7 protein-coding genes are annotated in these 15,577 nt (G+C 35.6%); 5 read left to right on the forward strand and 2 right to left on the reverse strand.

What is annotated here, in order from left to right; genetic code table 11:
- Positions 1 to 40: 40 nt before the first annotated feature.
- A complete protein-coding gene (locus tag GQ40_RS12120; protein ID WP_047548708.1) occupies positions 41 to 5,629 on the forward strand; it encodes an alpha-2-macroglobulin family protein in 5,589 nt (1,862 codons plus the stop codon).
- Between the two features lie 99 nt (positions 5,630 to 5,728).
- Positions 5,729 to 6,037, forward strand: a complete 309-nt coding sequence (locus tag GQ40_RS12125; RefSeq protein ID WP_047548711.1) for an antibiotic biosynthesis monooxygenase family protein — start codon at positions 5,729 to 5,731, stop codon at positions 6,035 to 6,037.
- 2 nt (positions 6,038 to 6,039) lie between these two features.
- Here the strand turns inward: GQ40_RS12125 and GQ40_RS17220 are convergent, their stop codons facing one another.
- Positions 6,040 to 8,514 carry a T9SS type B sorting domain-containing protein gene (locus tag GQ40_RS17220; RefSeq protein ID WP_156115582.1) on the reverse strand — a complete coding sequence of 825 codons (2,475 nt, stop codon included), beginning with the start codon at positions 8,512 to 8,514 and terminating at the stop codon, positions 6,040 to 6,042.
- Between the two features lie 88 nt (positions 8,515 to 8,602).
- On the opposite strand from GQ40_RS17220, the gene pbpC reads away from it, so the two are divergent.
- Positions 8,603 to 10,954, forward strand: coding sequence for a penicillin-binding protein 1C (gene pbpC / locus GQ40_RS12135; RefSeq protein WP_047548714.1), 2,352 nt, complete (start codon positions 8,603 to 8,605; stop codon positions 10,952 to 10,954).
- 53 nt (positions 10,955 to 11,007) lie between these two features.
- Positions 11,008 to 11,442, forward strand: coding sequence for a hypothetical protein (locus GQ40_RS12140; RefSeq protein WP_047548716.1), 435 nt, complete (start codon positions 11,008 to 11,010; stop codon positions 11,440 to 11,442).
- Between the two features lie 61 nt (positions 11,443 to 11,503).
- On the opposite strand, the gene GQ40_RS12145 is transcribed toward GQ40_RS12140, so the two are convergent.
- Entirely contained in the window at positions 11,504 to 12,574 is a 1,071-nt protein-coding gene (locus tag GQ40_RS12145; protein WP_047548718.1) for an endonuclease, read from the reverse strand.
- Between the two features lie 139 nt (positions 12,575 to 12,713).
- Between GQ40_RS12145 and GQ40_RS12150 the strand changes: the two genes are divergently transcribed.
- The gene (locus GQ40_RS12150; protein WP_047548719.1) at positions 12,714 to 15,566 is read left to right on the forward strand and encodes a carboxypeptidase regulatory-like domain-containing protein; all 2,853 of its coding nucleotides are present in this window, start codon (positions 12,714 to 12,716) and stop codon (positions 15,564 to 15,566) included.
- Positions 15,567 to 15,577 lie beyond the last annotated feature (11 nt).

Consider the following 15,577-nt stretch of genomic DNA (forward strand, 5'->3'; position numbering starts at 1 on the left):
TACAATCTAAAATTACAATCGCAAAAAACATTTATTAGCCATGAATCTTAAGCCACTCTCACTAATTTTAATTATTCTCACTTTCTTTTTTGCATGTAAAAAAAAGGATGAAATTACCCAAGAAACAGACAACCTCTTTAAATATAGAGATTATATAAGTTATACGTCTTCTGGCTTACAATCGGTAATTGAACCTATAAGTATAAACCTTGCTAATGATGTTAGCGATTGGAAAGAAGGTCAGGAAATCACAAAAGACATTGTAACTATTTCTCCGCACGTTGATGGTAAATTAGTCGCTTCAAATACCCACAAATTATTATTTATACCCGATGAATATCTAGAACCTGCGACCGAATATACGGTGAAGATCAAATTAGCCGAGATTTATAAAAACATGCCTAAAGATTATGAAGATTATGTATTCAAATTTAAGACCATCACTCCAAATTTTAGCATCAATACCAATGCCTTACAATCGTATAGCAAAAACTGGCAGTACTTAGAAGCGGTTTTAAAATCTGCAGATGTTATTTCTGTAACCGATGCTAAACAATTAATTGAAGCGTCCCAAAACGGAAAAAAACTTAATGTAGAGTTTAACGAACTTAATGAATCTTCAAAATATTTTGAATTCAGAATTGATAGCATCAATCGTTTGGTTGACGATTCTGAAATACTTATAAAATGGAATGGCAAGTCCATAAAAGCCGACAACGTAGGTGAGAACAAAATACAAATTCCTGGAATCAATAATTTTAAAATTGTAAACGTTGAGGCCTATAAAACACCTGAGCAGTTTTTATATATCAATTTTTCAGATCCTATAAAAAACAAACAAAATTTTGATGGTTTAGTCACGATTCAAGGTGTACAGAAACCAAAATTTGTTGTGGTTGGCAATGTTTTAAAAGTGTATCCAGACAGTAAATTGGTTGGAAATATTCAAGTTGATGTCTTTCAAGGAATTCAAAATGAAGAAGGCTATAAGTTGAAAAAGCCATTTTCTGAAGCGATATCATTTCAAGAAATAAAACCTATGGTTCGCCTCATTAGTAATGGTACTATTCTACCAAATTCTAATGATTTAAAGTTCAATTTTGAAGCGGTAAACTTAGGTGCTGTAGATGTAAGAGTCATCAAGATTTTTGAGGATAACGTACTCCAGTTTTTACAGGACAATCCATTAAATAGTAATGATCAAAATGAAATTAAACGCGTTGGTCGCAGGATTGCAAAACAAACTATTCAATTACAGTCGGCTGCAGAAAACTCTGGTAAATGGAAAGCTTACAGCATTGATTTATCTAAGTTTTTTAAAGCAGATGCTGGAGCTATTTACAGGGTTGAGATTAGTTTTTCTAAAAACTACTCGCTTTATGATTGTGAGGCAAACCCTAGCGGATCTCTAAATGAAGATGACGAATACGATGACTATTATTACGAGGAAGATTACTATTATGAAGGAGATTATACCGAAACATCCACCGAAGATGAAGATCTAAAAGAGGAAGAATATTGGGATAATCGTACCTATAGATACCGAAATTACAGTTACAATTGGAGACAGCGAGACAACCCATGTGACGATGCCTACTATGACGACAACAAAATAGTATCTCAAAATTTATTGGCTTCAAATCTAGGAGTCATCGTTAAGCAAGGCGCAGATAATACCTACTATTTTGCTGTTACCGATATTTTAAATACCAATCCAGAGGCAAACGCGTCAATCAAATTATTTAATTTCCAGCAACAAGAAATCGGTTCTTTATTTACAAATACTGAAGGTCTAGCAACTTACAAAGGCAATAAATATGCATCATTTGCTATTGTGACCAAAGGAAAAAACACGAGTTACTTAAGACTTACCGACGGAAATTCGCTTTCTCTAAGTAAGTTTGATGTCTCCGGAAACAAATTACAGCGCGGACTAAAAGGCTATATCTACGGTGAGCGAGGTGTCTGGAGACCTGGAGATTCACTATTTCTAACCTTTATGCTCAATGATAAAGCCAACGAGCTCCCAAAAGGACATCCTGTAAAAATGGAAGTGACAGATCCAAACGGAAAACTGGTTTATAAAAATATCACTCAAGATCATATCAATAATTTTTACAAATTTATAGTTCCTACTTCTTCGGAAGGAAAAACAGGAAACTACAACGCAAAAGTATCGGTTGGAGGCGCACAATTTTACAAAGCCCTTAAAATAGAAACCGTAAAACCTAACCGTTTAAAAATAAAAATTGATTTTGAAAATAACATTCTTTCCAGCAAAGCACCTCTTGATGGAACATTAGATGTAAAATGGTTACATGGTGCGCCAGCAAAAAATATTGAGGCAGAGGTAAAAGCTAAATTTAGCAGCTCAAACACCAATTTTGAGGGCTATAAAGATTATGTGTTTAATGATCCTACACGACAATTCAATACTGAAGAGCTTAACGTTTTTGAAGGTAATCTTGATGAAGAAGGAAAAGCAAGCATAAACACAAAACTAGACATCGGTAAAAACGCTCCAGGAATGCTCACCGCCCAATTTTTGGTGAGAGCTTTTGAAAATGGAGGCGATTTTTCTCTAGATGCATTCACAAAGCCATACTCTCCCTATGACTCTTATGTGGGTTTAAAATCTCCTGAAGGTAATTATTACGGGTCTTATTTTACAGATACCAATCAAACATTTGACCTTGCTACCGTTGATAAAGATGGAAAACCTGTAAAACGTGATAATCTTGAAATCAAGGTTTATAAGGTAGAATGGCGCTGGTGGTGGAATTCCTCTTACGATAATCTTTCAAATTACGTGTCGAGCAGCTATCACAGACCTGTTTTAGACCAGAAAGCATCTACAGGAGCAAATGGCAAAACAACTTTCACCCTCAAGATTCCAGAGAATGATAAAGGACGTTACCTCATTAGAATTTACGATCCTGTAAGTGGTCACGCAACAGGACGCACAGCATATTTTTATAAAAACTGGTCTGGAATGTCAACAGGAGATGACAAAGAAGCTGCAAAAATGTTAGTATTTGCTAGTAACAAGGATAAATATATGGTTGGCGAAACTGCTAAAATTAAATTCCCGTCAGGTAATGAAGGTCGAGCGTTGGTGAGTATAGAAAACGGATCTGATGTGATTGATTACAAATGGGTAAAAACCTCAAAAGGTGAAACATCTATAGATATTCCTATTACTTCGGAAATGGCTCCTAATGTGTTTGTGAATATTTCACTATTACAACCTCATGCTGTAACGAGCAATGATTTACCCATACGATTGTATGGAGTCATCCCAATTTTGGTAGAAGATCCTAAAACCATTCTAGAACCAGAGTTGAGAATGGCAAGTGTATTAAGACCAGAACAGGATTTTGAGATTGTCGTTTCAGAAAAAAATAATAAGGCCATGACTTATACTGTGGCTATGGTTGAAGAAGGTTTGCTGGATTTAACACGTTTTAAAACGCCCAATGCATGGGATGAGTTCTATTCACGTGAAGCACTTGGCGTAAAAACCTGGGATATTTTTGATGATGTAATTGGTGCCTATTCTGGAAGTATAGATCAAGTCTTTGCGATTGGTGGTGATGGCAGTGCTGCAAAAGGTAAGAACAAAAAAGCCAACCGCTTTAAGCCAGTAGTCACTTATTTAGGACCTTTTGAATTGAAAGCTGGACAGAACAAAACCCACAAAATTAAGCTGCCAAATTATATAGGTTCCGTTCGTACAATGGTTGTTGCAGGAAATAATCAAACCGAAGCCTACGGTAGCACAGACAAAACGGTTGAGGTTAAAAAACCATTGATGGTATTGGCAACGCTTCCGCGGAAATTAAGTCCGGGAGAAAAAGTAACGCTTCCAGTAACGGTTTTTGCTATGGAGCCTAATGTCAAAAATGTAAATCTTAGTTTGAAATTAAGCGATGGGATCACTGTAGTGGGCAATGCAACTCAACAACTCAGTTTTGCAAAACCAGATGAGCAAATGGCATACTTTAAGCTCGATGTTTCAAAAGCAAAAGGAATCAATACTGTAGAAGTAATTGCTACTGGCAATGGTGAAAAATCAACGTACAAAGTGGAGTTGGATGTGACGAATCCTAACCCAATAACGTCTCGATATGAGAATGCCAAATTAGAGGCTAATGCTTCGGAAAGTTTAAACTTTTCAACCTTTGGCGTTCCCGGAACAAATACCGCTATCGTTGAGTTTTCAACGCTTCCGCCAATGGATTTTACTAAACGATTGGAGTATTTAATTCGCTATCCTCATGGGTGTGTTGAACAAACGACGTCTGGCGTATTTCCGCAGTTATTCTTAACCGATATTTTTGATTTGAAATATGAGAAAAAACAGGAAATACAATCCAATATTGAAAACGGAATCAATCGTTTAGGTAATTTCCAAAGACCAAATGGCGGATTAAGTTATTGGATTGGTGAAAATACCGCCAACGATTGGGGAACGAGCTATGCAGGACACTTTATGTTAGAGGCAGAAAAGAAAGGATTTGTACTCCCATTAACGTTTAAAAGCAATTGGATACGCTACCAAAAACAGGCTGCTAGAGATTGGAGACCTAGTTATAGAAATTATAATTCAGATTTGGCACAAGCATACAGATTATACACTTTGGCATTATCTGGAAATGCAGATTTAGCATCCATGAACAGGTTACGAGAATTTACCGAAATTTCAAACGAGGCAAAATGGCGATTAGCAGCTGCTTACGCGTTGGCTGGACAAAAAGAAGCTAGTGAAGAACTTTCAAAACGCGCTAATATTAACTTTAAGCCACAAGAATATAATTATTATACGTATGGCTCTGTCGATAGAAATCGAGCAATGGCTTTAGAAACAATGATTATAACGAAAAACCCTAAAGCGCGTGATCTTGCAGAGCAGATTGCTAAAGATTTGTCCAGCAATCAATGGATGAGTACGCAAACAACTGCTTACAGTTTATTGGCAATGGCCAAGTTGGTTGAAGCAAATGGAGGTAAGGACATGAACTTCAATTACACATTTAATGGTAATACGGAAACGATAAGCACCAAGAGCACGATTGCTCAAAGAGAGCTTGCGGTTAAAGATGGCTCAAATATGTTAACACTTGAAAATAATATTGGTAATCTCATTTATGTAAGAGTTTTAAATTCTGGTCAGTTGCCATTAGGTGAAGAATTAGTTGAGCAGCGTGGTTTGGGAGTATCGGTTATTTATCAAGACCTCAACGGTAACCGTATAAATGTGGACAAATTACAACAAGGTCAAGATGTTGTGGCAAGAATTACGGTGAGCAACAAAGATGATAATCGTGTTCACGATGTGGCGCTAACACAAATTTTCCCGTCTGGTTGGGAAATTGTAAACACAAGTTTTACAGATTATGGTGATACTACAACGAGTCAAGCGAGATATACAGATATTCGTGATGACCGGGTTAATTTCTATTTCGATCTTGGAGCTAGTGGTCAAAAAGATGGCGAAAAAGTATTTACAGTAATGCTAAATGCTGCATATTTAGGCAACTATTACCTCCCAGGCACACAAGTAGAAGCGATGTATGATAATGATTTCTTTGTTAGAAATAAAGGAAGTTGGATTGAGGTTGAAAAGTGATAGTTGAAAGCTATTATGAAATCTTTCCCTTTAAAAAAAGGGAAGGTAGATTCAAACTCATTTAAAAATTTGAATATTGAAGGATAATAAATAATTTAAATGAAAAAGAACAACCTATACTATGCAGTAATTTTTACCTCAACACAAACCAAAGACGTCGAGGGCTACACCGAAATGGCAATACAAATGGAACACCTTGCTAAAAAACAAAAGGGATTTTTAGGGATGGAAAGTGCAAGAAACGACATTGGAATTACTGTAAGTTATTGGGAAAGTTTAGAAGCCATTAAAAATTGGAAACAACAAACCGATCATTTGGTAGCCCAGCAAAAAGGTAGAACCAATTGGTATCATTGGTATAAAGTTAGAATTTGTAAGGTAGAGCGCGAATATGAATTTTTTAACTAGAACTATCGTTTGAGCGTAAAATGACCTCTAAATTCTTGGCCTTCAATCATAATCAAATACCAATAATCAGATGTTGGTAGTGGTTTGTCATTGTATCTACCCGTCCAATTAACAGAGCTGTTTTTTGCTGAAAAGAGCAGTTTTCCGAAGCGATCAAAAATATAAACTTCCGAAGAATTGTAAAACTCAAGATTACCCAGACTAAAGCTATCGTTTACACCATCGTCATTTGGGGTTATAAATTTTGGAATATAGAAATGTAAATGTGACGAAATCAACACGAAATCACAATCTGCCGACTTGATATAAACGCTATAATTACCACCATTGATATTAAAGAAAATATTACTAGTTTGATAATTCACACCATCTAAAGAATACAAAAAATTACCGGTATTATTAGATGTAAACACTATGATATTACTTCCGTCTGATTGTATGGTCCCTAACATAGGAATTACCGATTGTTCTACAATAATCGTTTTTTCTACTATAGCGCAACCATCTGAAGATAACACACTATAAGTTCCCGGTGAATTCACAGTAATAAACGCTGTGGTTTCGCCACTATCCCATAAATAACTCGCATCAAAAATAGTTGTATCTGCCTGTAAAACAACATCTTCATCTTCACAGATAATACGAAATTCCTCAATAATTTCTATTATTTGTTCTCCGGAAATTTCCCAACTACAAGACTCATTATTAAATGTTGCAGTTTGGTAACATTCAAGGTTTAAAGGTTCTTCAGGTTGTTCACCTGAAACTTCCCATGAACAACTTGTATCATTAAATGTTGCGGTTTCCCAACACTCAAGACCTGTTGGCTGTACTGGTTGAGTTCCTGTAATTTCCCAACTACAGTTCGCAGAATTGAAATTTGTGGTTTCCCAACATTCTAAGCCTGTAGGTTGTGCTGGTTGATTTCCCGTAACTTCCCATAAACAACTTGTATCATTAAATGTTGCGGTTTCCCAACATTCAAGACCTGTTGGCTGTACTGGTTGAGTTCCTGTAATTTCCCAACTACAACTAGTAGTATTGAAATTAGTGGTTTCCCAACATTCTAAGCCTGTAGGTTGTGCTGGTTGATTTCCCGTAACTTCCCACGAGCAGCTGGTATCATTAAATGTTGAAGTTTCCCAACATTCAAGTCCTGTTGGCTGTATTGGTTGTACTCCTGTAATTTCCCAACTACAGGTCGTAGTATTGAAATTTGTGGTTTCCCAACACTCTAAGCCTGTAGGTTCAGTAGGTTGAATTCCTGTGACTTCCCACGAACAGCTGGTATCATTAAATGTTGCAGTTTCCCAGCACTCAAGACCTGTTGGCTCTATTGGTTGAGTTCCTGTAATTTCCCAACTACAACTAGTAGTATTGAAATTAGTGGTTTCCCAACATTCTAAGCCTGTAGGTTCAGTAGGTTGAATTCCTGTGACTTCCCACGAGCAGCTGGCATCATTAAATGTTGCAGTTTCCCAACATTCAATCGTTGGTGGATTAGGCGCTTGATTGATAATTAAGTTAAATGTATTAGAGAATGTTAAACAATCTAAATTATTAAGATTAGACTCGAACTCTGCCACTTTAGCCCTGTAATACATTGTGGAATTTGCAGTAATAGTTAAATTATCTGCAGTTTCACCTGGTATGTCTGTCCAATTAATCTCATCTGTACTTTCTTGCCATTGATAGAAATGATTACTAAAAACAGTATTATCGGGATTTGCTGTTAACACAGTTGAATATGGAGTTTGAGAACTACATAAGGTAATAGATGAATCATTGGTATCATTAGTAACCATTATAAAATCACCACAACTCTTAAATACAATATCATCTATTGCTAAATCATTACCGCAACCTCCAGAGCCATTATTGATCATTTTCAAAATGACTGAAGTTTGGCCAACTATTGTTTGAAAAACCAATGCATATTGATCCCAAATTGGTGTATTTGTACTATTAATATTTCCGGTATTTCCTGAGGCCAATAAATTAGTATCTGTATTGTCCCAAATTTCAAATCTTACGTTAACAGGTATTGCTCCAGCACCACAAAACCCATTAGCAGGCGTGAGGTTTAAAATCCAAGATGAAAACTCATAAGAGGTGTTTTCGCATAATCCATTAATAGTTGTTCTATAAAATTCTCCAGATGCTGATGCGGAATTTACGACAAGCATTCTTCCGTTGGTATCATCGGGAGTATGGTCCTGTACACTAAACCAATCAAAATAATTTGTATTACTGCTAACGGTGTAAAGCCCATCATTAGGTTCACCTCCATTTGCATAATTGTAGGTTGTCGTTCCTGCTGGTAAAGGAGAATCTGTAGTGCCTGTACCAAAGGTCTCTGTAAAAATTGGATCACCTGAATTTCCCTCACAAAAACCTAATTGGGCAAACACATTTTCCGAAGAAAAAAATGTCAAATATATTATGATAAATTTAATACAATTGGAGAGGTTTTTCACGTTTAAAAATAAGGGTTAGTCTCCCAAATTAGTTATATTTATTTAAAAAAATAGATAGAAATCCAATTAATACAATGTTGTATAGTTAATGTATAGGTTAATTTCATTTTTTAAGAAGCATATAAAGAAATCAATAGTAATTTTGGTACTATTAACTGTTTATGTGTTTTGTTTACCTAGGGATTTATTCAAAGATCCAACTGCAACTGTAATTACGAGTAAAACCAATCAGCTTTTAGGAGCGCAAATTGCTAGTGATGGCCAATGGCGATTTCCACACAATGATAGTATTCCAGAGAAATTTAAAATTTGTATCGTCCAGTTTGAGGATGAGTATTTCTATGACCATCCAGGTTTTAACCCAATTTCTATTTTTAAAGCGCTCAAAGATAATGTTAGCTCTGGAGAGGTTAGACGAGGTGGCAGTACCTTAACGCAACAAGTGATTAGATTATCCCGTAAAGGTCAATCTAGAACCTATCTTGAAAAAATCAAGGAAATTGTTTTAGCGACTCGACTAGAACTTAGAGATTCTAAACAAAATATTTTAGCATATTATAGCAGTAACGCACCTTTTGGCGGTAATGTTGTTGGTTTGGATGCTGCAGCATGGCGTTATTTTAATAGAGACCCTCATCAACTTTCATGGGCAGAAAGCGCAACACTAGCAGTATTACCAAATGCACCAAGTCTTATTTATCCAGGGAAAAATCAAGAACGATTATTGGAAAAAAGGAATAGGCTACTCAAAAAATTACTTGAAAACAAAATTATAGACAGCTTGACGTATCAGTTATCTATTTCCGAAGAACTTCCGCAGAAACCCTATGCATTGCCACAAATCGCACCCCATCTCCTGCAAAAAATCGCCACAACAAATCGTGGAGAACGCGTCCAAACCACCCTTGATAGCAAGCTCCAAGACCGTATAAATCATATTGTGAAAAATCAGTATAACATATTGAAGCAAAATGAAATACATAATGCTGCTGTTTTGGTCTTGGATGTCCACACCAGAGAAGTTCTGGCATATGTGGGCAACACACCAACAGATCGGGCTCATCAAAAAGATGTTGACATAATTGACAAACCAAGAAGTACAGGTAGTATTTTAAAACCATTTCTATATGCTGCCATGCTGGATGCTGGTGACATGCTACCCAATACGCTGGTTGCAGATATCCCTAGTGAGTTTGGAAGTTACAATCCAGAGAATTTTAATAAGACCTATGACGGTGTGGTCCCTGCCAGTCGTGCATTGTCTCGCTCCTTAAATGTGCCAGCTGTGCGTATGTTGCAAAGTTTTGGGCTAGATCGTTTTCATCAATATTTAAAGCAACTAGAGCTTAAAGATATAACGTATAATGCCAATCATTATGGATTGTCGCTCATTCTTGGAGGAGCCGAAAGCAACCTTTGGGATTTATGCAAAAGTTATGCATCCATGTCATCAACACTCAATCATTTTTCTGAAACCTCAAGTGAATATTATACCAATGAGTTTGTCGAGCCTACTTTTTTTGCTTCGGAAAAGATAAACTTTGGAGAGAAGTCTGCTGAAAAAACACTTTATGACGCTGCATCCATTTACCTCACTTATGAAAGTTTAAAAAAAGTTAACAGACCTGAAGGTGATGAAAGCTGGGAGTTTTACGATGACTCCAAACAAATTGCCTGGAAAACGGGAACCAGTTTTGGCTTTAGGGATGCGTGGGCGATAGGTACCACAAAAAATTATGTGGTTGGTGTTTGGGTTGGTAATGCAGATGGTGAGGGACGACCAGGTTTGGTTGGCGTACAAACTGCTGCTCCTATTCTATTTGATGTTTTTGATGTTTTACCAAATAGCGATTGGTTTTCAAAACCTTTTGATGAAATGCAAGAAGTGAGTATTTGCTCAAAAAGTGGTTATCGCGCATCAACTGTTTGTGATGAGACAGAAGAGAATTACATTCAAGTGAGCGGACTCAAGACTGAACCTTGTCCCTATCATATTTTAGCGCATATGGATAAGACCGAAACTTATCAAGTCAATTCTTCTTGCGAGGATTTAAGTGACATTAAACATAAACCTTGGTTTGTGCTTCCTCCATTGATGGCATATTATTACAAGAGTAAAAACCCGTTTTATAAGCCCTTGCCAAAACTTAGGTTGGATTGTGCTGGAGAAACTCAAGTGGCTATTGATTTTATTTATCCGAAGAAAAACAATACCATTTTCCTTCCTAAGGATTTTGATGGACAAACCAATGAACTTATCCTTAAAATAGCACATTACAAACCAGACTCTACTGTGTTTTGGTATGTAGATGAAACTTACGTTGGCACAACCAAAGATATCCATGAATTGGCTATTCTTCCGAAGAAAGGAAACCACATCTTAACCGTAGTCGATGAATTTGGTAACGAGGCAGAGCGACAGATTTCAATTTCAGAATAATATCTATGGTTTTAATTATTACATTTGCACCACTAATCACTAAATAAAATACGATGTACGAAGTTGTTAAAATGATTCACTCTTATTGGGCTTATCTTGTGTTATTTATGCTTGTTGTAGCTACTTTTAATGCGTTGATTAAGTTTTTTGGGAATAAAGAATTTCATGCTATAGATTTTAGAATTTCACTATTTACTTTAATTGTAATGCACATTCAATTGTTGATTGGGTTGGTATTATATTTCACTTCTCCTTATGGGTTTAAAAATATTGCAAATAATGGGATGGGAGGATTAGATGATTTCTCCAGACTCCTAGCTGTAGAACATCCTTTTGTTGGGATTCTTGCTGTGGTATTTATTACTATAGGCTATTCAAAACATAAAAAGAAACTAACTTCAAGACCTAAATTTAAGATGCTTTCTATTTTTTATACCTTAGGTTTTTTATTGGTACTTTCGAGAATACCGTGGTCACAGTGGTTTTAAAAACAAAAAAAATGCGCTATTGTAGAATAGCGCATTTTTTTTGTTTTATTGAATTCTAATATTAGTCTTCTACTTCTCTAATTAAAAATACGTAAACCGGGAAGTGATCACTAAATCCATCTGTAAATCCACCATCTGCGAAACTACGTAATGGGTAACCTTTATATCTACCTCTTTTATTAGTTAAATATTGCTTGTTGTAAATCCCTGCTTTATAAAATCTAAATGAAGAATAATCATCTTTTTCTACCAAAGGTTTTGTAAACATGATTTGGTCAAATAAACTCCATGCATCTCTATATGCTGTTGTACCAAAACCATCCTTTTTAAACATATCTTCATAAGGGTTATATATCCCTTTTAGCTCTACTTTATCTTTATCACTTTGTGCATTGATAACCCCTTTTACACTTTCATTTGTTGGATCATCATTTAAATCTCCCATGATAAAAACTTTTGCATATGGGTCTTTAACCTGAATAGAATCAACAAGATACTTACTCACTTTTGCAGCTGCCACACGTTTTGGTCTGCTTCGAGCTTCACCACCACTTCTTGAAGGCCAGTGATTTACAATTACATGAATTGGTTCTCCATCTAACTCGCCACTTACTAAAAGTTGGTCTCTAGTATGCTTTCGTTCTCGAGTTTTATCATCATAAATCTTAACCTCATGTGAACTGTGACTTGTTGGCTTAAATAAATCTTTTTGATACAACAAAGCGACATCAATACCTCTGGCATCTGGAGATTCGTAATGAATGATTCCATAATCTTTTGGAAGCAATAATGGATCATTTACAACATCTACCAGTACTTGTCTATTCTCCACTTCGCAAACACCAATAATTGCTGGTGTATTACCTGTAACATCTGCACCAATATCGGCAATTACTCTTGCCATGTTTTTAACTTTTTTAACATAGACAGCCTCTCTATTTGCTTTCATTTCCATTATAGGACTTGCTTCGTCAAACTTTGTCGTGTCGTTAATAGTATCAAATAAATTCTCTAAATTGTAAAACGCTACCGTATGTATTTTAAAGCGTTTTTCTTTTTTTTCTTCTTGTGAAAAGCTAGTAAATGTCATTAAAAAACAGATAATCGCTAAAGAAAAATGTACTGGTTTCATAGTGTTTATATTATGTTATCGTTACGATGTTTGCAAATGTCAAGCCAAAAGTATGTATTTATTATAAATAATGTAAATTTGCACGCTTTTAAATCTTAAAATTTAGTTAAGCAACATCTATTAATCATTAAAATAAGGTATGAAGAAAAGTTTTTTTATTTTATTATTTGGAATTTTCTCCGTGCTCACATCATTTGCGCAAGAAACTATTGTAAAAGGTAGTGTGCTAGATGCCACGACTGGAGACCCTATTCCTGATGTAACTATCACCATTGAAGAAACCGGACAATCTATTAAAACAGATGCAAACGGTGAATTTCAATTTCCGGGTATTGTTCCTCTAGGTGAACAAGTCTTAAAAATTGAAAAGGTTGGTTACGATACCAAACGTTATCCTATTGTTGTTAACGAAGGTAAAACCGTTGATATTAGCGGTATGACACTTGAATATGATTCAAGTGACAAAAAGGATTTATTCATTATTTCGATTTCTGATGACAATCTAAACAGTGAAGACGATGGATTAACCGATAACATTTCTGGCTTACTACAGTCTTCAAGAGATGTATTCTTAAATGCAGCAGCTTTTGATTTTAGTGCTACGTTTTTTAGACCAAGAGGTTTAGATAATGCTAATGGAAAAGTACTTATCAATGGTATTGAAATGAACAAGCAATTTACGGGACGACCACAATGGGGAAATTGGGGAGGACTCAATGATATGCAGCGTAACCAAGTATTCTCTATGGGAACAACTCCTAACGATTACAATTTTGGTGATTTAGCTGGTACAAATAACATCATTATGAGAGCTTCACAATATAGAAGTGGCGGACGTATTTCATACGCTAACGCTAATAGAAGCTATACAGATCGTGTGATGGCAAGTTACAGCTCTGGATTACTTAAAGGAGGTTGGTCTTATTCTGTATTAGGATCTCGCAGATCTGGAGAAGAAGGCTTTGTTGATGGTACTCTATATGACGCTAATTCATTTTTTGTAGCTGTAGAAAAGCAAATTAACGAAAATCACAGCTTAAACTTTACAGGTATTTATGCTCAAAATAGGAGAGGACGTTCTACCGCTATTACTCAGGAGGTTTTTGAATTAAAGGGGAACACTTATAATCCTTTTTGGGGAGCTCAAAACGGTCAGATTAGAAACTCGAGAACCAGAGAAATCAACGAGCCTATTTTAATGTTAAACCATTATTGGGATATTTCGTCAAAAACAAAATTGAATACAAATGTTGCGTATCAATTTGGTAAGGTAGGGAATACTCGTATTGACAATGGTGGTACACGTTTCGTAGATTTTAACGGACAGAGTTCGTACATTGGTGGTGCAAGAAACCCAGATCCAGCTTACTATCAAAATTTACCAAGCTACCAATTACGTTTTGATAACCTTAATGCTTATAATTACCAACAAGCTTATTTAGCAGAGCAAGAATTTAGAAATGATGGTCAATTAGACTGGGATGAACTTTATTCTGGGAACGCTATTGTTAGAGCTCAAGGAGGCAATTCAATTTACGCAATTCAAGAAGATAGAAACGATGACACTCAATTTAGTGTCAATACTATATTCGATACAGAATTAACAGACCGCATTAGACTAAACGGAAATCTTAGCTATAGAAATCTCAAAAGTGAAAACTTTGCAGAACTGAAAGATCTTTTAGGAGGCACAGGGTTTTTAGATGTAGATTTCTTTGCAGAAGAATCTCCTAATGCAGCTAATCTAACGTTGGCAGATATTGCCCAAAGTGATGTTAACAATCCAAACAGAATAGTGCAAGAAGGTGATAGATACAAATATAATTATGAAATGGATGCTAATGTAGTAAGTGGATTTGCCCAAGCTCAATTTAAATATTCTAAAGTAGATTTTTATGTAGGTGCAAATGTTTCACAAACGTCTTACCAAAGAAATGGACTCTATGAAAACGGAAACTTCCCGGGATCTTCTTCTTTTGGAAAAAGTGAAAAACTTAACTTCTCAAACTATGGCGTTAAAGCTGGAGCAACCTATAAAATTACTGGGCGTCATTTAATCGATGCTAATGCTAGTTATTTTACAAAAGCGCCAACTATGAGAAACTCATTTAGTAATGCAAGACAAAATAATAATACGGTAACCGGTCTTGAAAGTGAGAAAATAAATGCATTAGATGTTAGTTATATTTATAGAAGTCCTATTGTAAAAGCTAGATTAACTGGTTTTTATTCAGGTTTTAAAGATGGATCAGATATTGGTTTCTATTATACCGAGGATTTAGCAGGACTGGGAATTGATAATGGTGATGCTTTTGTTCAAGAAATCACTACTAATATCGAAAGAAGAAATATTGGTTTAGAATTTGGTTTAGAAGCTCAAGTGACGCCAACAATAAAATTAAAAGGGGCAGCCTCTGTAGGTCAATATACATTTGCTAACAATCCAGATTTGTATTTAACAAGTGATGATTTTGCTGGTGAAGTTCGTTTTGGAGACGGTACAACAAATTTAAAGGATTTACATGTTGCTGGTGGTCCAGAACGTGCATTTCAGATTGGATTTGAATATCGTGACCCAGACTATTGGTGGATTGGAGCAACTACCAACTTCTTTTCAAATGCCTATGTTGATGCTAGTAGCTTGAGAAGATCTGCGAATTTCACAACAGATTATGACGGTCAACCTATTGTAGATTATGATAGTGATATTGCTAGAGACCTCTTACAACAAGAACAATTTGATAGTTATACGTTAGTTAATGTTGTTGGTGGAAAATCTTGGAAAATCGACGATTACTTTGTTGGCTTTTTCGCTACAATAAACAACGTGTTTGACCAAACTTATAGAACAGGAGGATTTGAACAATCTAGATTAGGAACATATGACCGTGTTTTAGAAGATACATCAAGACCTAACGGAGAAGTTTTTGGTTCTCGTTATTTCTTCGGATATGGAACCACATATTACCTTAACTTTTACGTAAGATTCTAAATATTAAATAG

This window comes from Psychroserpens sp. Hel_I_66, from assembly GCF_000799465.1.
Classification (GTDB): Bacteria; Bacteroidota; Bacteroidia; order Flavobacteriales; family Flavobacteriaceae; genus Psychroserpens.

Bases quoted from the DNA above. Each gene is read 5' to 3' on its own strand.
- GQ40_RS12125 (WP_047548711.1), top strand. From the start codon at position 5,729: ATGAAAAAGAACAACCTATACTATGCAGTAATTTTTACCTCAACACAA.
- GQ40_RS12140 (WP_047548716.1), top strand. From the start codon at position 11,008: ATGTACGAAGTTGTTAAAATGATTCACTCTTATTGGGCTTATCTTGTG.
- GQ40_RS12120 (WP_047548708.1), top strand. From the start codon at position 41: ATGAATCTTAAGCCACTCTCACTAATTTTAATTATTCTCACTTTCTTT.
- GQ40_RS12145 (WP_047548718.1), bottom strand. From the start codon at position 12,574: ATGAAACCAGTACATTTTTCTTTAGCGATTATCTGTTTTTTAATGACA.
- pbpC (WP_047548714.1), top strand. From the start codon at position 8,603: ATGTATAGGTTAATTTCATTTTTTAAGAAGCATATAAAGAAATCAATA.
- GQ40_RS12150 (WP_047548719.1), top strand. From the start codon at position 12,714: ATGAAGAAAAGTTTTTTTATTTTATTATTTGGAATTTTCTCCGTGCTC.